The organism is Cupriavidus sp. 09_S30, assembly GCF_056930435.1.
In genome coordinates this window covers 517,321-540,080 of the sequence record NZ_JBXOWI010000002.1, presented here as the reverse complement: position 1 = coordinate 540,080, position 22,760 = coordinate 517,321, and the positions used below count along the sequence as shown (strand labels likewise).

Annotated in this window: 18 protein-coding genes and 1 pseudogene; 12 read left to right on the top strand and 7 right to left on the bottom strand. The window is 67.4% G+C overall.

From position 1 onward, the window contains the following. Positions 1 to 268: 268 nt before the first annotated feature. Positions 269 to 1,744 carry a type I glutamate--ammonia ligase gene (glnA, locus tag AC1Z3O_RS22565; protein ID WP_483518105.1) on the bottom strand — a complete coding sequence of 492 codons (1,476 nt, stop codon included), beginning with the start codon at positions 1,742 to 1,744 and terminating at the stop codon, positions 269 to 271. Between the two features lie 217 nt (positions 1,745 to 1,961). Then, a complete protein-coding gene (locus tag AC1Z3O_RS22560; RefSeq protein WP_483518104.1) occupies positions 1,962 to 2,843 on the bottom strand; it encodes an isocitrate lyase/PEP mutase family protein in 882 nt (293 codons plus the stop codon). A 140-nt stretch (positions 2,844 to 2,983) separates the two neighbouring features. Between AC1Z3O_RS22560 and prpR the strand changes: the two genes are divergently transcribed. Further along, the gene (gene prpR / locus AC1Z3O_RS22555; RefSeq protein ID WP_483518103.1) at positions 2,984 to 5,023 is read left to right on the top strand and encodes a propionate catabolism operon regulatory protein PrpR; all 2,040 of its coding nucleotides are present in this window, start codon (positions 2,984 to 2,986) and stop codon (positions 5,021 to 5,023) included. 21 nt (positions 5,024 to 5,044) lie between these two features. Here the strand turns inward: prpR and AC1Z3O_RS22550 are convergent, their stop codons facing one another. Beyond that, a complete protein-coding gene (locus tag AC1Z3O_RS22550) occupies positions 5,045 to 5,959 on the bottom strand; it encodes a LysR substrate-binding domain-containing protein (protein ID WP_483518102.1) in 915 nt (304 codons plus the stop codon). Positions 5,960 to 6,087: 128 nt separating this feature from the next. On the opposite strand from AC1Z3O_RS22550, the gene AC1Z3O_RS22545 reads away from it, so the two are divergent. Further along, positions 6,088 to 7,509, top strand: a complete 1,422-nt coding sequence (locus AC1Z3O_RS22545; RefSeq protein WP_483518101.1) for an FAD-binding oxidoreductase — start codon at positions 6,088 to 6,090, stop codon at positions 7,507 to 7,509. A gap of 32 nt (positions 7,510 to 7,541) precedes the next feature. On the opposite strand, the gene AC1Z3O_RS22540 is transcribed toward AC1Z3O_RS22545, so the two are convergent. Together AC1Z3O_RS22540 and AC1Z3O_RS22535 are read right to left on the bottom strand one after the other, a co-directional pair. Continuing rightward, the gene (locus AC1Z3O_RS22540; protein ID WP_483518100.1) at positions 7,542 to 8,969 is read right to left on the bottom strand and encodes an amidase; all 1,428 of its coding nucleotides are present in this window, start codon (positions 8,967 to 8,969) and stop codon (positions 7,542 to 7,544) included. A gap of 83 nt (positions 8,970 to 9,052) precedes the next feature. Continuing rightward, entirely contained in the window at positions 9,053 to 10,351 is a 1,299-nt protein-coding gene (locus tag AC1Z3O_RS22535; RefSeq protein ID WP_483518099.1) for an MFS transporter, read from the bottom strand. A gap of 123 nt (positions 10,352 to 10,474) precedes the next feature. On the opposite strand from AC1Z3O_RS22535, the gene AC1Z3O_RS22530 reads away from it, so the two are divergent. After that, positions 10,475 to 11,446 (top strand): Lrp/AsnC family transcriptional regulator, encoded by a 972-nt coding sequence (locus AC1Z3O_RS22530; protein ID WP_483518098.1) that lies wholly within the window; start codon positions 10,475 to 10,477, stop codon positions 11,444 to 11,446. A gap of 67 nt (positions 11,447 to 11,513) precedes the next feature. On the opposite strand, the gene AC1Z3O_RS22525 is transcribed toward AC1Z3O_RS22530, so the two are convergent. Next, complete coding sequence (locus AC1Z3O_RS22525; protein ID WP_483518097.1) at positions 11,514 to 12,923, bottom strand: aminotransferase-like domain-containing protein; 1,410 nt, start codon at positions 12,921 to 12,923, stop codon at positions 11,514 to 11,516. 302 nt (positions 12,924 to 13,225) lie between these two features. On the opposite strand from AC1Z3O_RS22525, the gene cyoA reads away from it, so the two are divergent. The 6 genes from cyoA to AC1Z3O_RS22495 are packed head-to-tail and all read left to right on the top strand — an operon-like array spanning position 13,226 to position 19,400. Beyond that, positions 13,226 to 14,149 carry a ubiquinol oxidase subunit II gene (gene cyoA, locus AC1Z3O_RS22520; RefSeq protein ID WP_483518096.1) on the top strand — a complete coding sequence of 308 codons (924 nt, stop codon included), beginning with the start codon at positions 13,226 to 13,228 and terminating at the stop codon, positions 14,147 to 14,149. A gap of 2 nt (positions 14,150 to 14,151) precedes the next feature. Next, positions 14,152 to 16,128, top strand: coding sequence for a cytochrome o ubiquinol oxidase subunit I (gene cyoB, locus AC1Z3O_RS22515; RefSeq protein WP_483518095.1), 1,977 nt, complete (start codon positions 14,152 to 14,154; stop codon positions 16,126 to 16,128). A gap of 3 nt (positions 16,129 to 16,131) precedes the next feature. Next, complete coding sequence (gene cyoC, locus AC1Z3O_RS22510; RefSeq protein WP_483518094.1) at positions 16,132 to 16,761, top strand: cytochrome o ubiquinol oxidase subunit III; 630 nt, start codon at positions 16,132 to 16,134, stop codon at positions 16,759 to 16,761. Next, positions 16,758 to 17,126 carry a cytochrome o ubiquinol oxidase subunit IV gene (gene cyoD / locus AC1Z3O_RS22505; RefSeq protein ID WP_483518093.1) on the top strand — a complete coding sequence of 123 codons (369 nt, stop codon included), beginning with the start codon at positions 16,758 to 16,760 and terminating at the stop codon, positions 17,124 to 17,126. The genes cyoC and cyoD overlap by 4 nt, the downstream gene beginning before the upstream one ends. A gap of 49 nt (positions 17,127 to 17,175) precedes the next feature. Continuing rightward, entirely contained in the window at positions 17,176 to 18,990 is a 1,815-nt protein-coding gene (locus tag AC1Z3O_RS22500; protein WP_483518092.1) for a nitrite/sulfite reductase, read from the top strand. Beyond that, positions 18,987 to 19,400: a DUF934 domain-containing protein gene (locus AC1Z3O_RS22495; protein WP_483518091.1), complete on the top strand. Its 414-nt coding sequence runs from the start codon at positions 18,987 to 18,989 to the stop codon at positions 19,398 to 19,400. The genes AC1Z3O_RS22500 and AC1Z3O_RS22495 overlap by 4 nt, the downstream gene beginning before the upstream one ends. 281 nt (positions 19,401 to 19,681) lie before the next feature. Here the strand turns inward: AC1Z3O_RS22495 and gcvA are convergent, their stop codons facing one another. After that, on the bottom strand, positions 19,682 to 20,584 hold the full coding sequence (gcvA, locus tag AC1Z3O_RS22490; protein ID WP_483518090.1) for a transcriptional regulator GcvA: 903 nt from the start codon (positions 20,582 to 20,584) through the stop codon (positions 19,682 to 19,684). Between the two features lie 139 nt (positions 20,585 to 20,723). Here gcvA and AC1Z3O_RS22485 point away from each other — a divergent pair, with 139 nt between their 5' ends. The 3 genes and pseudogenes from AC1Z3O_RS22485 (at position 20,724) to AC1Z3O_RS22475 (ending at position 22,587) form a co-directional block, all read left to right on the top strand. Then, positions 20,724 to 21,335 (top strand): LysE family translocator, encoded by a 612-nt coding sequence (locus AC1Z3O_RS22485; protein WP_483518089.1) that lies wholly within the window; start codon positions 20,724 to 20,726, stop codon positions 21,333 to 21,335. An 11-nt stretch (positions 21,336 to 21,346) separates the two neighbouring features. Next, a pseudogene (locus tag AC1Z3O_RS22480) lies at positions 21,347 to 21,676 on the top strand (transposase); the annotation flags it as partial. 125 nt (positions 21,677 to 21,801) lie between these two features. Continuing rightward, positions 21,802 to 22,587 (top strand): hypothetical protein, encoded by a 786-nt coding sequence (locus AC1Z3O_RS22475; RefSeq protein ID WP_483518088.1) that lies wholly within the window; start codon positions 21,802 to 21,804, stop codon positions 22,585 to 22,587. The last annotated feature ends 173 nt before the right edge of the window (positions 22,588 to 22,760 follow it).

The window sequence follows — 22,760 nt, the reverse complement described above, 5'->3', positions numbered from 1 at the left end:
GGTTGACTGAAGCAGCTTGGCGGCGATTCGCAATTGTGGTTCTGTCGGGGTAAGGACGTGAAGACGGCGCTGGGCCCACAGGTCATTCGCGTGAGGCCATCAGAGAATAGAGTTGCTGCGCGGCGGATGCACCAACCTCCTTGCAGCTTGTCGGAAGCAGGCCCAACTGTGGGGATGTCATCATTCATGCACGGCTCAATAGAGCCTGTCTCAGAACGACGACGAGGTGAAAAGGCTGCCGGCGGGTTAGTGAGCGCTGCCGCCTGCCTCAGATGTCGAAGTAAAGGTAGAACTCCCAGGGATGCGGCCGCAGCTTCAGCGTGTCGATCTCGTGCCTGCGCTTGTAGTCGATCCAGGTCCGGATCACGTCGTCGGTAAAGACATCGCCCTTGCGCAGGAAAGCCGAATCGGCCTCCAGCGCCGCCAGGGCTTCTTCCAGCGAGCCGGGAACCTGCCGGATGGCGGCGGCCTCTTCCGGCGGCAGTTCGTAGATGTTCTTGTCGAGCGGTTCGCCCGGGTCCATGCGGTTCTCGATGCCATCCAGGCCGGCCATCAACATCGCCGAGAAAGCGAGATAGGCATTGGCCGAGGGGTCCGGGCAGCGGAACTCCACACGCCGCGCGGCCGGTGCATCGGAGACCATCGGAATCCTGGCCGCCGCCGAGCGATTGCGCTGGGACATGGCCAGGTTGACCGGCGCCTCGTATCCCGGCACCAGGCGCTTGTAGGAATTCGTGCTGGGCGCGCAGAACGCCATCAGGGCCGGCGCGTGCCGCAGCAAGCCGCCGATATACCAGCGGCACATTTCCGACGTCATCGCCCAGCCGCCGGCGTCATAGAAGAGGTTCTCGCCCTCCTTCCACAGGCTCTGGTGGCAATGCATGCCGCTCGCGTTGTCGGCGAACAAGGGCTTGGGCATGAATGTCGCGACCTTGCCATGCCGGCGCGCGACGTTCTTGCAGATGTACTTGTACATCATCACGTTGTCGGCCATGCGCAGCAGCGGCGCGAAGCGCATGTCGATCTCGTTCTGCCCTGCCGTGGCCACCTCATGGTGATGCACCTCGACCTGGATGCCGGCCTGCATCAGCGCCAGCACGATCTCGGAACGGATGTCCTGCAGCGTATCGTGCGGCGGCACGGGGAAATAGCCTCCCTTGTACCGCTGCTTGTAGCCGAGGTTGCCGCCGCCATACCCGCCCTCATCGCGTCCGGACGTCCATTCGCCTTCGGCGGACTCCACGTGGTAGTAGCCGGAATGCTGATCCTGCCCGAACCGGATGGAATCGAAGATGAAGAACTCCAGTTCGGGGCCGAAGTAGCAGGTCGTGGCGATGCCGCTTTGCCGCAGGTAAAGCTCCGCCTTCCTTGCCACGTAGCGCGGATCGCGCGAATACGGTTCTTTCCGGACCGGGTCCACCACGTCGCAGATCACGGCCAGCGTGGTTGTGCTGCAGAACGGATCGATGAAGGCCGTGGCGGGGTCCGGCCGGACCAGCATGTCGGATTCGTGGATTTCCTGGAAACCGCGGATCGAGGACCCGTCGAAGCCGATGCCCGCCTCGAACAGCTCGTCGTTGACTTCCGGCAGCGTGATCGAGAAGTGCTGCCACAGGCCGGGCAGGTCCGTGAACCTGAGGTCCACCACCTGGACGGCGCGCTTGCGGATCAGGTCGATCACGTCGCTTGGGCGCTGCGGTGGTTCAGCGCGGTAGCTGCCTGGTTCGATCGAGACCGTGGTCATGCCTGCCTCCTCGTCTGGCCCAGCATAGACCAACATTAGTCCGTCGGATTCCGAAAGGAAAGGCCGCCCCCGTCACGCTGCCGGCTGCATCACGCCCTCGCAAGTGCTGCGGGCGCCGCGCGCCCCGCCGGCCGCTTCGCCGGCCGCCAGCAGCCCCACATCGACAGCAGCGTCGGCGAGCCGGCGCACCGCATCACGCGGCGGTGCGCCGTCATGCTCAGCTCTCCGCGTAGAGGCGGTCGAGCCGGTCGTACAGCGGCTTGTCCACCAGGCGCTGGCGCTCGCTGAAAGGAACCACGAGCGCGGGATCCTCGTCCAGGCGGCCGTGCGCGGCGAGCGTGCCCAGGGCGCGCTGCATGCCCAGCACCGCACCCTGCAGCGCGGCATTGGCGTACAGCACGATGCCGTAGCCCAGCTTGGCCAGCGCCTCGCGCGACTGGGTCGGCGTCTTGCCGCCGATCACGATATTGATGAGCTGCGGCGCAGTGAACAGCCCGGGCAGGCGCTCGATATCGGCCAGCGACTCGGTCGCCTCGATGAAGAGGATGTCCGCACCCGCCTCGATGAAGCGGTGGCCGCGCTCGATCGCGTCCTCGATACCATGCACTGCGGCAGCATCCGTGCGGGCGATGATCTGCAGGTTGGCGTCCTCGCGCGCATCGACCGCCGCGCGGATCTTGCCCTCCATCTCGCCGGCGCTGACGACCTCCTTGCCGGCGAAATGGCCGCACTTCTTCGGCATCACCTGGTCCTCGAACTGGATGGCGTCCGCGCCGCTGCGCTCCAGCGTGCGCACCGTGTGGCGCACGTTGAGCGCGTTGCCGAAGCCGGTGTCTGCGTCGACGATCAGCGGCAGCGTGACGGCATCGCGCACGCGCGCCGTGTGCTCGGCGATCTCGGCCAGGCCGACGAAGCCCAGGTCAGGCAGGCCGAGCGACATATTGGTGACGCCGGCCCCGGTCAGGTACAGCGCCTCGAAGCCGGCGTCGGCGATCACGCGCGCGCTCAGCGCATTGAAAGCGCCCGGCACCAGCAGGCCGCGGCGCTCCTTGACCTTGTCGCGGAAGGCGGCACGGCGTTGGGCGGAAGTCGATGACATGGTTGGGTCTCCTGTTGAAGGTCGGGGCTTCGGCTTTTGCGAGAATCATGCCAATTGGGGCGGACACGGCGCCGGGCCTGCGCCGGGCTCGAAAAATCAAGGACTTGCACGATCCGCGCGCGGCGGCGCCTCATGGCAGAATGTTCCACCGTTTCATAAAAGGCAAGACGGAACGTTCCGGCCTGGAACACCGCTCCGCTGCCCTGGCACGCGCCTCCCTGGAGACAGCCTTGACCCGACTTCCACCGCCCGCCATCTCCGCCGGCGACCGCCCCGGCATCGCGCTGGTCAGCATCAGCCGTCTGCAGACCCTGTGCGAGAGCGTGGCCCCGCGCTACGCCGACCGCGCCCGCTTCCTCTCCGTGCGCGCGGGCTACGGCGCGGCGGTGGCCGCGCTGCAGGCGCACGTCGAGGCGGGCAGCGTCGACGTGGTGCTGGCCGCCGGCTCCAACGGCGCCTACCTGCGCGACAACCTGAACGTGCCGGTGGTGATGGTCAAGGTCAACGGCTTCGACGTGCTGCGCGCGATCACGCAGGCCGTCGCCGCCTGGCCCGGCACCGACGTCGGCCTGGTCCTGCACGAGTCCATCTCCAAGGAATTGGCGGCGCTCGGCGCCTGGCTCAACGTCGGCCTCAGGCAGCGCGCCTACCGCTCGATCGACGAGGTGCGCACGGCGGTGGACACGCTGGCGGCCGAAGGCTGCAGCGTCATCATCGGGCCCGGCATGGCCTGCGACGTCGCCCAGCAGGCCGGCCTGGAGAGCGTGTTCCTGTATTCGCTGGGCGCGGTGGAGGAGGCATTCGAGCGCTCGGTCGAACTGGCGCGCGTGAGCCGCCAGAAGGAAGCGAAGCGAGAGCGGCTGAACACGATCGTGGCCCACCTGCGCGACGGCGTGGCCGCCTTCGACGGCAACGGGCAGCTCGAAGCGGTCAACCCGGCCATGCTCGGCCTGCTGGGCCTGGAGCGCGAAGCCGAGGTGCCGGCACGGCTGCGGCAGGTGGCCGGCACGCTGCTGCGCGAGGCCAGCGAGCAGGGCACGGCCATCGTCGAGCGCATCGAGCAGATCGATGGGCGCGCGCTGATCGTCAACTGCATGCCCATCGTCGAGCAGGGGCAGCGCGCCGGCTCGGTCGTGACCGCGCAAGACGCGCTGGTGGCGCAGCGCGTCGACCGCTCGCTGCGCACCAGCCAGCGGCCCAAGCACCTGGTGGCGCGCCACGGGCTCGACGACCTGGTCGGCACCTCGCCGGCGCTAGACCAGGTACGCCGACTGGCGCGCGCGGCCGCCGCGCACGATGCCACCGTGCTGCTCAGCGGCGAGAGCGGCACCGGCAAGGAACTGGTGGCGCAGGGCATCCACAACGCCAGCCGCCGCCGCGGCAATCCCTTCGTCGCCTTCAACTGCGCCGCCCTGCCCGAGGGGCTGATCGAGAGCGAGCTGTTCGGCCACGAGGAAGGCGCCTTCACCGGCGCGCGGCGCGGCGGCAAGCCCGGCCTGTTCGAGATCGCCCACACCGGCACCATCTTCCTGGACGAAATCGGCGAGATGCCGGCCGCGTTGCAGAGCCGCCTGCTGCGCGTGCTGCAGGAGCGCGAGGTGATGAAGCTGGGCTCAGGCCGGGCCACGCCCATCGACGTGCGCGTGATCGCCGCCACGCACCGCGACCTGCACGCGCTGGTGGCGCAGGGCGCCTTCCGTGCCGACCTCTACTTCCGCCTCAACCTGCTGCCGATCCGGCTGCCGGCGCTGCGTGAACGCCGCGAGGACCTGCCCGGCCTGGCGCAGCACCTGCTGGCGCGCGCGGCCGCGCAATACGGCCTCGCGCGCGACGCCGGGCAGCGCGTGCTGGCCTTCCTCGCTCCGCTCTTCGCGCACTATGCGTGGCCAGGCAATGTGCGCGAACTGGAGAACCTGCTGGCGCGCGCCGCCATCTACCTGGGCGATCCCGCCATCGACCTCGGCCAGGATGCGCGCGATTTCTTTCCCGAATTCGAGCGCATACATGCCGCGGCGCCGGGCGGTCTGCGCGCGGCCGGCAGTGCCGGCACAGGGCCGGCCACGCCCGTCACCCGCGAGGACGTGCTGCAGGCGCTCGCGCGCAACGGCGGCAATCGCGCCGCCGCCAGCCGCGAGCTGGGCATCGGCCGCACCACGCTGTGGCGCCTGATGAAGGAATAAAGCGAAGGATAGCCGCGCCGCCTAGCACGGCGGCCGCACCCAGGCCGCGAACGCGGCGATAGCGGACTGCCGCGGATGCTGGGGCAGCGACACGAGGTAGAAGCCGTAGCCGGCCAGCGCCAGCGGATGCGCCTTGACCAGGACGCCGCGCCGCAGCTCCTCGCCCACCACCACATCGCTGCAGATAGCAATGCCCTGCCCGGCCATCACAGCATCGAGCGCATGCAGTTCCTCGCGGAAGCTGAGCGCCCACCCCTTGCCCGGCAGCGCGAGAGCCGGGTCGATCAGGCGCGCGGTCGCCAGCCATTGCTGCCAGGTCGGTGCCTGCGGGTCGCGGTTCATCCAGTCGAAATGGATCAGCGGCAGGCGCAGCAGGTCAGCTGCGCGCGCAATGCCCGCACCGTCCGCGCCGCCGGCCAGCAGTTCCGGCCGGCAGACCGGGAAGAAGCTGTCGCGGCAGATCTCCTGTGCCGCCATGCCGGGGGGCATCGTCCTCGCGTAGCGGATCGCCACATCCGCGTCACCGGCGCGCAGGTCCAGCACGGCATCGGTGCCGATGATCTCGAGCGGGATGTCCGGATGGCGTGCGCGCCAGTCCGGCAGGCGCGGCACCAGCCAGCGGCTGGCAAAAGCGTTGGGGCTGGTCACGCGCAGCGGCGCCTGCGCTTTCGCCTCGGTGGCGTAGGCCATCGCGCCTGCCAGCGCATCGAAGCCGTTGCGCAGCGGCGGATACAGCCGGGCACCGGCGTCGGTGAGTTGCAGGGGGCGCGGTTGCCGCTGGAACAGGCTTTGGCCGTACAGGGTCTCCAGCAGGCGGATCTGGTGGCTGATGGCCGTCGGCGTCACATTGAGCTCGGCCGCGGCAGCCTTGAAGCTGCCCAGCCTGGCGGCAGCCTCGAAGGCTTGCAAGGACCGCAGCGGGGGCAGCTTTCTCATTGACCTGGATGAGCTTTCCTCACCTTGACCTGAGTTCTTTGATTTTGCCATGCCCCCCTGGGTATGACAGCATGAATCGACAGCCTCGATACCCCGGCCGCGGCGGTCGGCCACAGGAGGGCCTGACCATGGACATGCACCCCGCCGGCGGCGCCCGGTCACGCGGAAACGAACTGCGCGAAAACGAACTGCGCGCTGGCGCCGTCACGGCCTTGCGGTGGGCGCTGCGCGGCAATGTGGTGTTGCGCGGTGACGGCGCTTACGCGGCCGCGCGTCGCGTGTGGAACGGCGCGGTCGACAAGCATCCCGCGCTGATCGCCTACTGCGAGAACGCCCACGACGTCGCCGCCGCGCTGGCCTTTGCGCGCGATGGCGGACACGCGCTCGCAGTACGCAGCGGCGGCCACAATGTGGCCGGCTTGTCGGTCTGCGACGGCGGCGTCGTCATCGACCTGTCGCGCATGAAGCGTATCGCGGTGGACCCCGCGCGCCGCGTCGCGCAGGCGGGCGCCGGGCTGCGCCTGGGAGAATTCGACGCCGCCACGCAGGCCCATGGCCTGGCCACGACGATGGGCGTCAACAGCGACACGGGCATCGCTGGGCTGACGCTGGGCGGCGGCTTCGGCAAGCTCGGGCGCAAGTACGGCCTGGCCTGCGACAACCTGCTCGCCGCCGACGTGGTGCTGGCCGATGGCCGGCAGGTGCGCGCCAGCGAGCAGGAGCACGCCGACCTGTTCTGGGGCCTGCGCGGCGGCGGCGGCAACTTCGGCATCGTCACGGCCTTCACCTACCGGCTCCATCCGGTCGGCCCGATGCTGCTGACCGGCAGCGCGCTGCACCCCTTTGCGCAGGCACGCGATGCGATGCGCTTCTATGCCGGCTATGCGGCCACCGCACCCGACGAACTGAGCGTGGATGCCGCGCTGGTGACCGCGCCCTCAGGGGAGCGCTTTTTCAGCATGTCGGCCTGCCATTGCGGCAGCGCCGCGCATGGTGAACGCCTGATCCAGCCCCTGCTGGCATTCGGCAGCCCGGCCGAGGCCCGGCTGCAGGCCGTGCCCTACCTGCAGATCCAGGCCGCCGGCGACAGTCTCTTCCCGCCGGGGCGCCGCTACTACTGGAAGGCGCAGTTCCTGAAGACACTCAGCGACGAAGCCATCGACGCGCTGCTCGAAGCCTATGCCGCCTCGCCCCTGCCTGGCGCGCTGCTGGTGCTGCAGCAGGTGGGCGGCACCATCGCGCGGACGGCGCGCGATGCCACGCCCTACGTCAACCGCGACGCGCAGTTCGATTGCTTCCCGCTCGCCATCTGGGACGATCCCGCGCAGGACGAGGCCGCCATTCAATGGACACGCGCCGCCTGGCAGGCGATCCGCCCCTTCTCCACCGGCGGTGTCTACGCCAACAACCTCGGTGAGGAAGGCGAGGACCGCGTGCACGCGGCCTACGGTGACAACTACGCCCGTCTCGCCGCGCTCAAGCGGGAATACGATCCAGGCAATGTGTTCCGGCTGAACCAGAATATCCGGCCGGCGGCAGCCGGTTTATAGGCCTCGATGGGCCTCGATGGGCCTCGACGCGCTTATAGGCCCCGCTGCGCCAGTTGCGGGTGGCGGTCGTCGGCCCTCAGCACGGCCGCCATCGCCTCGGCCCGGTCGAGCAGCAGCTTGTCGGCCAGCGGCGGCGCCATCAGTTGCACGCCGATCGGCATGCCGGCCGCGTCGAATCCGGCCGGCAGCGCAATCGCCGGGGCGCCGAGGAAATTGCCGGCCCGGCAGAACTTGCCGATGCCGGCGTGCGCGGCATCGCCAGCGTCCAGCGGCAGCGCGCCGTGGTCGCTCACTGGCATCAGCAGCGTGCCGCGTGCGCCGATGGCCTGCGTGAACGCGGCGGCGGCCTCCGTCCTGCGCGCGATGGCGCGCGCATAGGCATCGTGCCCGATCTGCGCGCCGGCCAGGATGCGCTGGCGCACGACCTCCCAGAGCGGTTGCCGCTCGTCACGCGCCAGTTGCCCGTGCAGGCCATAGCCTTCGTAGCCGATGATCAGCGAGTTGTCATCGGAGAGCGGGCCGATCTCGAGGCCCTCCGGCGGCATCCAGGTCGTCAGCCGCCAGCCTGCCGCGCGCAGCCTTTCCAGCCCGGCCTCCCAGGCTTGCATGGCATCGGCATGCAGCGTGGCCGGGAAGGCCCGCGCATCCAGCACATAGGTCTCATGGTCGGCGGCGGCCAGCGCGGCGCGCAGGTCGCCCAGCAGCGCGCCGTCCGTCGCCAGCGTGATCGGATCGGCGGCGTCGGGGCCGCACAGGATGGCGGTCAGCGCATGGGCATCGACCACCGTGCGGCAGATGGGCCCGAGCACATCCAGGCTCGGCGCCAGCGGCACCACGCCCGCGCGGCTGATGATGCCGCTGGAAGGCTTGAAGCCGACCAGGTGGCTCAGGCCGGCCGGCGCGCGTACCGAGCCGCCGGTATCGCCCCCCAGCGCGATGGGCGCGAGACCTGCCGCCACCGCCACGCCGGCGCCCGAGGACGAGCCGCCCGGCGCGCGCGCCAGGTCCGCATCCCAGGGATTCCAGGGGGTGCCGCACGTGGGGTTCTGCCCCGACAGGCCGAAGGCGAACTCCGTCATCTGCGTCTTGCCCAGCACCACCATGCCGGCGGCGGCGAGCAGGCCGGCCACGGTGCTGTCCTCGCGGCTCACCACCTCGGCACGGCTGAGCGAGCCGGCGGACACCGTGACGCCCGCCAGCTCGATATTGTCCTTGAGAACGATCGGCACCCCATGCAGCGGGCTGCGCGGCGGGCCCGCCTGCAGCGCGCGGTCGGCCGCATCGGCCTGCGCGAGGGCGTGCTGCGCCAGCACGACGGTGAAGGCATTGAGTCCGGCTGCGCGCTCGATGCGCGCGAGGAAATGCTGCGTGACCTCGCGCGAAGTGAGGCGGCGCTCTGCAATCTGCCGCCCGATCTGCAGGGCACTTTGGAAATGAAGGTCTGGGGAGGCGTCGCGCATTGGGGGTGTGAGTTGCGTGTTCCGGAACGCGCCGCCTCCATTACGGTGCAGGAGGCGGCCGCCGCTTTGACGTGGAGGTGACGCTAGGTCAGTTCCTTGCCCGCCGTTTCCGGCATGCGCAGGAAGGTGATGAGGGTGATGACGGCGCCAACGAGCACGTAGTAGAAGAACCAGCGCTCCTGGCCGATGCTCTGCAGCCACGTCAGCAGGTATGGCGTGGTGCCGCCGAGCAGGGCCACCATCAGGTTGTACGGCGCCCCGATGCCGACCGCGCGCACGCTGGTCGGGAACTGTTCCGACATGATCGCCGGGGCGATTGAGGTGTACAGCGCGTAGAGCACCAGGCCGAACAGCTCCACCGCCAGGATCGAACCGAAGGTCGGCTGCATGGTGGTAATGAGCGGATAGAACAGCAGCAGGTAGCCGAGCGCGAAGACGATCAGCTGGGGCTTGCGGCCGATCTTGTCCGACAGCATGCCGAACAGCGGATGGAGCAGCATGAAGACGATCATCGCGATGGTGTTGGCGGCGAAAGCGGTCTTGGAGTCCGCATGCAGGGCACGGATCGCGTAGGTCGGCACGTAGGCCACGAACAGGTAGAAGGCGAAGGTGGTCAGCACCGAGAAGCCGACGATGCGCAGCGTCTCGCGCGGATAGTCGCGCAGCAAGGTATGCAGCGGCCGCTTGACGGGCTGCTGGTGCAGTTGCCGGGACGAGGCCTTGGTTTCCGGCACTGACGTGCGCAGCCACAAGCCCGCCACGCCGCCCAGGGCGCCCAGCAGGAAGGGGATGCGCCAGCCGTAGTCCTTCATCTGCTCGGGGGTGAGCCAGGTCGTCAGCGCCCAGCCGATGGCCGAGGCGGTCAGGATGCCCGCGGCGGAGCTGAAGAAGGCGAAGCTGGAGAAGAAGCCGCGGCGGTGGCGCGGCGCGATTTCGGCCAGGAAGGTCGAAGCCGACGCATATTCCCCGCCCAGCGACAGGCCCTGCACCAGGCGCGCGGCCACCAGCAGCAGCGGCGCGAACAGGCCGATCGATGCATAGGTGGGCGTAAGCCCGATCACCAGGGAGCCGCCGGCCATCATCAGGATGGTGGCTGCCAGCGCCGACTTGCGGCCGTAGCGATCGGAGAAAATACCAAGTGCCCAGCCGCCAACCGGCCGCATGAAGAAGCCAACTGCGAAAATGGCGAAGGTGGCCAGCAGCGATGCGGTCTCGTCGGTCTTCGGGAAGAACTGGCCGGAGAAGAACACGGCGAAGGTGGCGTAGATGGTCCAGTCGAACCATTCGACGGCGTTGCCGATGCTGCCGGCGGCGATCATGCGGGCGGTCGATACCGGAGTCTCCACCGGTACCGCTTGTCCTGCCTGGGTCACGTGATTCATTGGCTTTTTGCTCTTATGGACGGATGGGGGTGCCTATACGTTGGATTTCGCCAACCACACCCAATATTTATACGAAAATGGTCACACACAAAAGATTAACGTTAGGTAATGGACACGTCAAGCGTGCATAACGAGGAAAACGGACAGGTCGCGGACGACACGGACCTGCGCTGCCTGGGCGCCTTGCAGGGCAATCCGCGCGGAACATGGCGCGAACTGAGCGCGGCCTGCGACGTCGCCGAGCGCACGCTGTCGCGCCGGCTGCAGCGGCTGATGGAAGGCGGCTACGTCAAGGTGGTCGCCGAGCTGGATCCGGTGGTGCTGGGCAGCGGCCCGGTGCTGCATGCCTGGCTGCAGGTGGAGAACGGCAGGGAAACCGAGGTGGCGGAGCACCTCGCGCGGCAGCCGCAGACCCAGGTCGTGCTGGCCACCACAGGCGCGGCGGACATCTTCACGGAGATCAACCTGCAGACGCAGGAGCAGTTGTCCGACATGGTCGTGCGCACCCTGCCGGCGGTGCCGGGACTGCGCCAGGTGGAATCGCGCGTGGTGCTGCGCTCGTTCCGCCGTGCCAGCCGCTGGCGCATCGACGGCTCGGCGCCGGCCGAGCCGGTCAATGCCGGCCATGAGCGCAGCACGCTGAGCGCCGACGAGATGCGCCTGGCCGAAGCGCTCGCTGGCGACGGGCGGGCCAGCCTGGGCGCGCTGGCGGAGGCCTGCGGCGTCAGCGAACCGAAGGTGCAGCGCGTGATGAGCGGCCTGATCGAGCGCAATGCGCTGACCTTCCGCGTCGAACTGGAGCCCTCGCTGGTGGGCTACGGCGTGGAGGCCATCGTGTCGGTGCAGGCGCGGCCCGGGCTGGCCGAACGCATCGGCGCAGAGCTGGCGCAGGACAGGCATACCCGCTGCCTGTTCGGTACCAGCGGGCGCTCGCAACTGTTCTGGCACGTGCTGTGCCGCGATATCCGCGACCTGTGGACCGTTTCGACCGAGCGCATCGGCTCGCTCGACGGCGTCATCTCCTGCGACGTCAGCACCGTGGTGAAGGCCTACAAGCGGGCCGGCCGGGTGCGCCACGGCCTGAAGGTGGAATAGGCTACTGGGGCGGCGGGGCCGCCGCCCTGCCCCGCCGCGGGCCGGCAGTTGGCGCGCGGCGCGCTAGCTACACCACGATCTCCTGATGCGCCGCCGGTTTGCGCGCCAGCAGCGCCGACAGCTTCTTCAGCGCAGCCGCCAGCGCCGCGCGGTCGCGCACGCCGCCAAGCGAGATGCGGATGGCGTTGGACGCCGCATCGCCCGCCTGGAAGGCCCCGGACGGCGTCACGGCCAACCCTTCGGCCCGCGCCGCGCGCGCGAGATCCGGCGGCGTCCAGTAGCTCGGCAATGCGTACCAGACGTGGATGCCCGCGGCCGGATCGCGCTGCGCGCTTGGCAGGCTGCCCAGCACCTGGCCGGCCAGGCCGTGCCGCAGGCGCGCTTCCTCGCGCACGCCGGACAGCAGCTCCGCCGCGCTGCCGTCGTGGATCCATTGCGTGACCAGTGCCGTGGTCAGCGGCGTCGACATCAGCGCGAAGGAGCGCAATGCCGCCAGGAAGCCATCCTCGGCCGCGGCATCGGGCAGCAGCACGAAGGCGGTGCGCAGGCCGGGTGACAGGCACTTTGACAGGGTCGACACGTAGTAGACGTGGCCGGGCGCGAAGTGCGCCAGCGGCGGCGGCGCGTCGGCGGCGAACTGCCAGTAGGGATCGTCCTCGATGATGCGCACGCCCAGCCGCGCCGCGACGGCTGCCAGCGCCCGCCGCCGCGCTTCGGGCATGGTCGCCGTGGTCGGGTTCTGCAGGGTGGGGTTCAGGTACAGCAGGCGCGCGCCGTGTGCCTGGCAGGCGCGCTCCAGCGCATCGGGGCGCATACCGTCCGCATCGGACTCCACCACCACGATGCGCCGGCCGAGCTGCTCGGCGGCGGCGCGCACGCCCGGATAGATCAGCGGCTCGGTCAGGATCACCTCGTCCGGGCGGCTGAGGGCCAGCATCAGCGCCGCCAGCGCGGCCTGCGCGCCCGGGCATACCGCCACGCGCGCGGCATCGACCGTGCCGAACATCGGCGCGAGCCACATGGCGCCGGCCTGGCGGTCGGCCTGGCCGCCGCCGCCCAGGTGGTAGGTCATCAGCAGGTCGGCATCGGCGCGCAGCAGCACCTGCGCCAGCCCGCGCTTGAGCATGTCTTCCAGGTCCAGGCCGGCCGGCGGCGGCGGGATGTTCATGCTGAGATCGACCATCTGTTCCAGCACCACCTTGGGCGCCGTCACATAGCTGCCCATCGCGCCGCGCGCAGCCAGCAGGTTGCGGCGCTTGGCCTCCGCATAGGCGCGCGTGACGGTGGTCAGGTCGACCTGAAGCCAGTCGGCCAGGCGGCGCTGGGCGGGCAGGCGGTCGCCCACGCGCAGGCTGCCCTGCGCGACGGCGCGCTCGATGGCGTCGACGATCTGCTGGTAGCGGGGCCCGGCGCCGCGCGCGAAGCCCGAGATCCACTCCGGCGCGCCATCGCGTACCGCTTCGCCCTTCGTTTGCATGGTTCCACCCTGCGTCATTTTGTCGCCGATGTATGGATTATGTCTTACTTTAGCATCGCGCAAAACAAAGCAAAACACATACATCCGAAGTCTTGTATGCGCCCCGTCATGCGAGCGCCGCCTCCCCGCGGCGCGGCGCGCGCCATGGCAGGCCACGCAGTTGGGTCGGCGGGTGGACCGTGTGACCCGTAACCAAGATGCGTGATATGTGCGATACAGCAACCACAGCCGTCGGCTCCCGGGCCGGCCCGGCCCGGACAGGCTTCAAGGCGTTCCTTCAACGAGGCGGCGGCGCCGCCGCCATGGCCCGGCGCGCGGCAGGAGCGGGCCTGTTCCTGCTGCTCACCGGCTGCAGCGAACTGGAGCTGCTCAATCCCAAGGGCGACATCGGCGCACAGGAGAAGACCCTGATCCTGGTCGCGCTGTTCCTGATGCTGATGGTCGTCATCCCGGTGATCGTGCTCACCCTGTACTTCGGCTGGCGCTACCGGGACTCGAATACCAAGGCCACCTATGCGCCCAAGTGGTCACATTCCACAAAGATTGAAGTCGTAGTCTGGGGCATTCCCTGCGTGATCGTCGCGGTGCTGGCGGTGCTGATCTGGAAGACAACCCACGATCTTGATCCATACAAGCCGATCGCATCCCATACAAAGCCGGTGCGGGTGGATGTGGTCGCCCTGAACTGGAAGTGGCTGTTCATCTACCCCGACTACGGCGTCGCCTCGGTGAACCAGCTCACCATCCCCGTCGACACGCCGATCGAGTTCCGGCTGACCGCCGAGTCCCTGATGAACTCCTTCTTCATCCCGCAGCTCGGCAGCCAGGTCTATGCCATGGCCGGCATGCAGACCCGCCTGCACCTGATCGCCAACCACGCCGGCGTCTATCACGGCCTGTCAGCCGCCTATAGCGGCGAGGGCTTCTCCGATATGCGCTTCGATGCCGTGGCAACGCCCCGCGCCGACTTCGACGCCTGGGTCGCCCAGGCCCGGCGCTCGCCGCTCAAGCTGGACCAGGCGAGCTACCGCGAGCTGGAACAGCCCAGCACCAAACACCCGGTCACCGTCTACGCGAACGCCACGCCCGCCCTGTTCGACGGTGTCGTCAACCGCTTCATGCGCGGACCGTCGGGCGAGGACATCTGCCGCAATGATGTCCGCGACACCCCCTTCGAGCGCGTCATCGCGCAACGCAACGGGAACCAGGCCGCAGAAGAACAGTAATCATGCTCGGAAAACTCAATCTCGACGCCATCCCCACCCACGAGCCCATCATCATGGGCACGCTGGCGGCGGTGGCCATCCTCGGCACCGCGCTGCTCGCGGCCATCACCCGCTACGGTAAGTGGACCTATTTGTGGAAGGAGTGGATCACCTCGGTCGACCATAAGAAGATCGGCGTGATGTACATCATCCTGGCGCTGGTCATGCTGCTGCGCGGCTTCGCCGACGCCATCATGATGCGCGCGCAGCAGGCCGTCGCCGCCGGCGGCGAAGCCGGCTACCTGCCACCGCACCACTACGACCAGATCTTCACCGCCCACGGCGTGATCATGATCTTCTTCGTGGCCACGCCGCTGATCGTGGGCCTGATGAACGTGATCGTGCCGCTGCAGATCGGCGCGCGTGACGTGGCCTACCCCTTCGTCAACTCGTTGAGCTTCTGGCTGTCGGCGGTGGGCGCGGTGCTGGTCATGATGTCGATGTTCGTGGGCGACTTCGCTGCGACCGGCTGGGTGGCCTACCCGCCCTTGTCGGGACTCGGCTACAGCCCGACAGTGGGGGTCGACTACTACATATGGTCCCTACAGATATCCGGGCTGGGCACGACGCTGACCGGCATCAACTTCATCGTCACCATCCTGCGCATGCGCGCGCCGGGCATGAACCTGATGAAGATGCCGGTGTTCACCTGGACCGCGCTGATCACCAACATCCTGATCGTCGCCGTGTTCCCGGTGCTGACGGCCACGCTGGCGCTGCTGTCGGCCGACCGCTACCTCGGCATGCACTTCTTCACCAACGAGCTCGGCGGCAACGCGATGATGTACATCAACCTGATCTGGGTGTGGGGCCACCCGGAGGTGTACATCCTGATCCTGCCCTGCTTCGGCGCCTTCTCCGAGATCATTGCCACCTTCTCGCGCAAGCCGCTGTTCGGCTACAAGTCGATGGTCTACGCCACCTCGTCGATCGGCATCCTGTCGTTCTTCGTCTGGCTGCACCACTTCTTCACCATGGGCTCGGGCGCGAACGTGAATGCCTTCTTCGGCATCATGACCTCGATCATCTCGATCCCGACCGGCGTCAAGCTGTTCAACTGGCTGTTCACCATGTACCGCGGCCGCATCCGCTACCACTCGGCCACGCTGTGGACGATCGGCTTCATGGTCACCTTTGCCATCGGCGGCATGACCGGCGTGCTGCTGGCCGTGCCGGGCGCGGACTTCGTGCTGCACAACAGCCTGTTCCTGGTCGCCCACTTCCACAACGTGATCATCGGCGGCGTGCTGTTCGGCTGCCTGGCCGGCATCAGCTTCTGGTTCCCCAAGGTGTTCGGCTTCACGCTCAATGAGTTCTGGGGCAAGGTGGCCTTCTGGTGCTGGCTGATCGGCTTCTACCTGGCCTTCATGCCGCTCTACGTGCTCGGCTTCAAGGGCATGACCCGGCGCATGAACCACTATGACGTGCCGGGCTGGCAGCCCTGGCTGATCGTCGCGCTGATCGGCGCGGTCATCATCGGCCTGGGCATCCTGGCCATCGTGATGCAATTCGTCGTCAGCATCCGCCAGCGCAACGCCAACCGCGACCTCACCGGCGACCCCTGGGACGGCCGCAGCCTGGAATGGGCCACGGCGTCGCCCGCGCCCTTCTACAACTTCGCCCACGTGCCGCAGATCACCTCGCTGGAACAGCACTGGGATGACAAGGAAACCGGACGCGCCTACAAGCAGCCAGCCCGCTACGAAGACATCCACATGCCGCGCAACACCGCCTCCGGCGTGGTCATCTCGGCCTTCAGCCTGGTGCTGTGCTTCGCCCTGGTCTGGCATATGTGGCTGGTGGCGGCCATCGGCCTGGTCGGCGTGATCGCCACCTTCATCGCCCGGACCTACGACCGCGATGTCGACTACTACGTGCCGGCGGCCGAGGTCGCCCGGATCGAGAACGCGCGTTTCGCGCAACTGCGCGAGGCAGCCTGAGCCATGACCACCGTACTCGTTCACCAAAGCCACGGCCACGGCCACGCACACGACCACGATCATCATCACGGCCACGACGATGGATCCCGCACCACGCTGGGATTCTGGATCTACCTGATGAGCGATTGCCTGATCTTCGCCTGCCTGTTCGCCACCTTCGGCGTGCTGGCCAACAGCACCGCCGGCGGCCCGACCGGGCGCAACCTGTTCGAGCTGCCCTTCGTGCTGGGCGAGACCATGCTGCTGCTCGCCAGCAGCTTCACCTTCGGCATGGCCATGCTGGGCATGCAGGCGGGCCGCCCGGCCCGCGTCAACACCTGGCTGGGCATCACCTTCCTGTTCGGCGCCGCCTTCATTGCGATGGAGCTTTATGAGTTCGCCGAACTGATCCACCAGGGCGCTGGCCCTGGTGTCAGCGCCTTCCTGTCGGCGTACTTCGGGCTGGTCGGCACGCACGGCCTGCACGTCAGCGTCGGCCTGCTGTGGCTGCTGGTGATGATGCACCACGTGCGCCGCTTCGGCCTGGACGCCCCCACCCGCCGGCGCCTGGCCTGCCTAAGCCTGTTCTGGCACTTCCTGGACCTGATCTGGATCTGCGTGTTCACCTTCGTTTACCTGCGCGAGTTCGTATGAAGCCCACTCCCCTGCAAGCCCATCATGCCGCGCAGCACGGCAGCCTGAAGAGCTACCTCGTCGGCTTCGCGCTGTCGCTGCTGCTGACGCTGGCCTCCTTCGGCGTGGTCATGGCCGGCCTGGTGCCGCGCGACATGCTGCTGCCCGCCATCGTGCTGCTGTGCGTGGCGCAGCTGGTGATCCAGCTCGTTTACTTCCTGCACATCGGCACGGCACCGTCGCAGCGCGAGAACGCCGGCATCTTCGTCTGCAGCGCGCTGCTGATCGCCATCATCGTGGCGGGTTCGCTGTGGGTGATGCACAACGCGAACACCAATATGATGCCGACCACGATGTCGGTGGAAGGCGCGAAGTTCCGCGAATAAGTTCCGCGCTTAGAAACAGAAGCAATAGAAGCAAAAGAGGTAGCTCGCCATGTACCAGTACACCGACTTCGACAAGGCCTTCCTGCGCAACCGCGCCGCGCAGTTCCGCGACCAGATCGAGCGCTGGCAGAGCGGGCGCCTCAGCGAAGACGCCTTCCGTCCCCTGCGGCTGCAGAACGGCTGGTACGTGCAGCGCCACGCGCCCATGCTGCGCGTGGCCGTTCCCTACGGCGAGCTTTCCAGCCGGCAGTTGCGCGTGCTGGGCCGCGTGGCGCGCGAGTACGATGCACCCGAGCCCGAGGTCTATCGGGCCGCCATCGAGGCGCAGGGCAAGCTCGGCACCGCGCAGCTGCCCACGCATCACGCCCACTTCACCACCCGCACCAACGTCCAGTTCAACTGGATCCCGCTGTCGCGCGCCGCGGATGTGATGGACCTGCTGGCTACCGTCGACATGCACGGCATCCAGACCAGCGGCAACTGCATCCGCAACATCTCCTGCGACGAGCGCGCCGGCGTGGCGCCCGACGAGATCGCCGATCCGCGTCCCTTCGCCGAGATCATGCGGCAGTGGACCACGCTGCATCCGGAGTTCGCCTACCTGCCACGCAAGTTCAAGATCGCCATCAGCGGCGCGGCCGAGGACCGGGCCGCCACCGACTGGCACGATGTCGGCCTGCGCCTGCTGCGCAATGAGGCGGGCGAGCTGGGCTTCCGCGTGGCGGTGGGCGGCGGCATGGGCCGCACGCCGGTGATCGCCACGGTGCTCGCCGAATTCGTGCCGTGGCGCCACATCATGAACTACATCGAGGCCGTGGTACGCGTGTACAACCAGTACGGCCGGCGCGACAACAAGTACAAGGCGCGCATCAAGATCCTGGTCAAGGCCGAGGGCCAGCGCTACATCGACGACGTGGCCGAGGAATTCCGGCAGATCGTCGAGGTGGACGGGGGCCCCCATACCATTCCGGAAGACGAGCTGGCGCGCGTGAGCGCCTGCTTCGTGCAACCCATGCGTGGCGATGCCCAGCCGGACGATGCGGCCGGCGAGGCCTTGCGCCAGGCGCAGGCCGCGCAGCACCCCGCCTTCGGGCGCTGGCTGCAGCGCAACGTGGCGCCGCACCGCGACCCGGCGCTGCGCATCGTCACGCTGTCCTTCAAGCGGCGGCTGCAGGCGCCGGGCGATGCCTCGGCCGAGCAGCTGGAGACCGTGGCCGACCTGGCCGAACGCTATTCCGCCGGCGAGGCGCGCGTCACGCACACGCAGAACATCGTGCTGCCCTGGGTGCATGCGGCGGACCTGTTCGCACTCTGGCAGGACGCCCGCGCCGCCGGCCTGGCCAGCGCCAACGTGCACCTGCTGACCGACATGGTGGCCTGCCCCGGCGGCGACTTCTGCGCACTGGCCAACGCGCGCTCAATCCCCGTGGCGCAGGAGATCACCGAACGGTACCAGGATATGGACGAACTCGAAGACATCGGCGAGATTGACCTGCACATCAGCGGTTGCATCAACTCCTGCGGACACCACCACAGCGGGCACATCGGCATCCTCGGCGTCGACAAGGACGGCCAGGAGTGGTACCAGATCACGCTCGGCGGCGCCGACGGCACCGCCGCCAGCGGCCCGGCCCAGCCCGGCAAGGTGGTCGGTCCCGCCTTCTCCGCGGCGGAAGTGACCGAGGCTGTCGGCGCCATCCTGTCGGCCTATCTCTCCCTGCGCGACCGCGATGCGGCGCGCCACGAGCGCTTCATCGACACCCTGCGCCGCGTCGGCCCGGAGCCGTTCAAGGCCGCCGCCAACGCGGTGCGGGACAGTACCGCGCGCGCCGTGCGGGAAACCGTGGAAAAGGAAGCGGCATGACACAAGCGGCACGCATCCGGCTGCTGACTGCAGCCGAACACCAGGCGGAAGATGCCACCAGCGCCACCGCGCTCGGCAACGACGCCGACCCCGCCTCGCTGGACGGGAGCCTGGACGGACTTGAGCGCATCGAGCTGGACTTCCCCAGCTTTACCGACGGCCGCGCCTACAGCCAGGCCTACCTGCTGCGCCGCCGCCTGGGCTTTGCCGGCGACCTGCGCGCAACTGGCGAGGTGCTGGTCGACCAGGTGATCCAGCTCGAGCGGATGGGATTCAGCAGCGCCGTGCTGCGCGACGCGGCCGATGTCGCCGATGCGCAGCGGCAGCTTACGCGCTTCCCGGCCTTCTACCAGGGCGATGTGGTCAGCCAGGGAAGCGCCGCCGGCCAGGCGCAGCGCGAACGCGGATGATCTCGCTGCCACAGCTGTCGCTGTTCACTTAACGCTGCACAGCGCACACCAACAATCTGAGTCCTTGCGGCCAACCCGTTCAACGGACGTTGAACCCACGGTTCTTCCAAGTTTGAATTATCCGGCGCCCGGTTCACTTAACTTTGAACCTTGCGGCTTTGCGGTGCGGCCTACACGCCCGCGTGTGGGCGGTGCCCATATAAGGGTGTGTGAGGGCTCTGGTCGACCCATAGGAGACATTGACCCATCAGCCCGCAAATCACTACCGCCAGTCGGTGGTGTCAGCCAGCACCTGACGTCCGTATCTCATCGGCCAGCCAATCGCGCAGGACGCGCACCTTCGGGTGGTCACGATTGCCGGTACGGTACACGAGGTCATAGCCGCGCTCGGCTTTCAGTTTGATGTTCGGGAAGGGAGCGACGAGCCTGCCCGCCGCGATGTCATCCGCCACCAGGGCACTGCGCCCCAGCACTACGCCCTCATCTCGAATGGCTGCCTCAATGGCCATGCTGCCATGGCTATATGCTGGACCACGGCCGCTGGCGGGCCGATCCACGCCCGCGAGCGCAAACCATTGTTCCCAATTGGCCAACATGCGGTCCTCGTGCAACAGCGTGCATGAGGCCAAGCTCTCGGGCGTAGGCAAACCGCCCACTGCTGCGAGATAGGCCGGGCTACAAACCGGCGTGACGGTTTCTTCCAGAATCCGCTCGGCGACGACGTTGCGGTAGCGGCCGCTGCCATAGCGGATGGCTGCGTCGACCTGACCGTCATTCAGATCGACGTTGACGTCCGTTACATCGAGATGAACATCGAGTTCGGGATGCGTGGCCTTCAATCGATGCAGGCGCGGCGCAAGCCACTTGCTGGCAAACGACACGCTGGTGCTGATCTTCAATCGCGACACGCTGTTCTGGGTGCGAAGGCGCTCGGCCTCCCGCGTCAATTCCCCTAGCAGGCGAGCAACCGACGCGTGAAACTCAGCGCCTGCCTCCGTCAGGACAATCCGACGCGTCAGCCGCCGAAAAAGCACCACGCCTAGATAGCTTTCGAGCGTTTTGATGTGCCGGCTCACCGCCCCATGGGTGACATGCAACTCCTCTGCGGCCAGCGTCATGCTGAGCAGCCGCCCTGTGGCCTCGAAGGCACGCAAGGTTTGCAGAGGGGGAAGGCGGTCGAACATCGTGGCTGAACGTGTGAATCTGGCTCACGCATTATGTGATGACAAATGGTTTGTCGGCAAGGCTGTCTGCGTCGCACCATTCAGGGCAGTAGCTGCGAGGGCCGCAGCGACTCTTCCCACCCGTCATTTCAGAAGCACGATGCAACTCCACACCTGGCTAATTTTTCTCGTCACGTCGATTGGCATGTCGTTATCGCCTGGCCCAAACGGCATGCTTGCGCTCACGCATGGCGCAATGCATGGCAGCCGTAAGACGCTGTTCACTATCGCCGGCGCAGTGCTCGGCTTCGTGGCTGTTATTGGTTTGTGCATGTTCGGTATTGGAGCGCTGATCAAGGCCTCTGTTTTGTGGCTCACGGCACTGAAGTGGGTGGGCGGTGCCTACCTGCTCTGGCTCGGGATTCAAGTCTGGCGCGCTCCGCCCATCGCGGTGACTGCCGGCACGGAACCTGTACAGGCCAGCGGCTGGTCGCTGTTTCGCCAAGGGGCGCTGTCGGCGGCAACCAATCCCAAGGGCATGCTGTTCTTCAGCGCGTTCCTGCCGCAGTTCATCGATCCGCAACGCAACCTGGTGATGCAATTCACTGCTGTGGCCGCAACCTACGCTGCCACCGAGTTTCTGGCCGAGTACACCGTGGCGAGCGCTGCACACCGAGTGCGCCCCTGGATTGAGCGAGTCGGACGCCGGTTTAACCGGGTGTGCGGCGGCGTGTTCGTCGTCATCGGTGCTGCACTGCCGCTGCGTGCCTAGAAGGCCCGGCAATGACCTCCTTGCAAAGACGGGACGCATGCCCGGCGCCGATTGTTGGTGACGCCCTCTGGGCGATGATCGAGCCACTGTTGCCACAAGCCAAGCCGAGGCGGTTCCGGCATCCCGGTCGCTTGCCGGTGTCGGACCGCGCCGCCCTAAACGACATTCTGTTCGTCAGCAATGGCATTCGTTGGGCCGAGCTGCCCGGCGAAATGGGGTACAGCTCTGGTGTTACATGTTGGCGCCGGATTCGCGCATGGCAACGCACGAGGGCATGGGCGCGCGTCTGCGACGTCCTGGTGCGAGAGCTTGCGCCAGCGCAACAGATCGACTTTGCTCGTACGTTCGATTCGGCAAAGGACCACGTTGGCTGGACAGGTTCGCGCCACCAGCACCACGCCGCCGCAGGCGCATACTGAAACTCGTGGCCGAGACTCCGCAAACCAGTGCGCGCATTGGCGCTGGCATGTTCGATATGAATCTTCTTGTCTTTAAACTCATCGTGACTCCGCTCCTGCTGCTGGCTGCCAGCGTGGCCGTACGCCGCTGGGGCGAGGCCGTGGGCGGCTTCCTGGTCGGCCTGCCGCTCACGTCGGGGCCGATCTCGGTGTTTCTGGCGCTTGAACATGGGTCGACGTTCGCCGAGCGCGCAACGTCAGGCTCCCTCGCGGCGACAGCGGCGCAAGCAGCGTTCTGCCTTGCGTATTGCCGGCTTGCTACCCTGGGCTGGCCCATTGCCCTGTCGGGCGCGTGCGTGGCCTTTGCCGTTGCCGCAACGGCGCTGCAAAGGAGTGGCTTGGCGCAGACCGGGCTGTTTGTCGTGGCGATGTCGGCCATGACGTTTGTGCTCTACGTCACGCCAAGAAACACTGCGCGCGGCAAGGGACTGAATTCGCCATGGTGGGACCTGCCGGCGCGCATGGTGCTGATTACGTGCCTGGTCGTCAGCGTGACGTTGATCGCGCCTTATGTCGGGCCGCAGGTAAGCGGCGTGCTCGCGTCGCTTCCGTTCATGGCGACCATTCTGGCCATTTTTGCGCACCGCCTAATCGGCGCCGCTGCCGCACAGCAAGTGCTTCGCGGAATGGTGGCAGGGTTGATTGGCTTTGCTGCGTTCTTCTATGTGCTCAGCCTGACATTGACGCGGCTCAGCCTGTTCGTCGCATACAGCGGGGCGATTCTGATGGCGTTGGCAGTGCAGGCGATCTCTTTGCGTCGAATGCGCCTGCTAGTGGCACAGACCGCTGAATAGAGCGATCTCGACGTCCTGCTTTGCTAGCGGTATCCGAATGTCCGCGTATGGCCGAACTGAGCCGGCAGACAGCCACGCGAACTGCAAAATTGCCGTGCTGCCTTTGTGGGCAAGTGGCGTCCACCCTTCCGGATCGCTGACGAACCAGGTTCAGAGTTGAGCGAACAAAGTTC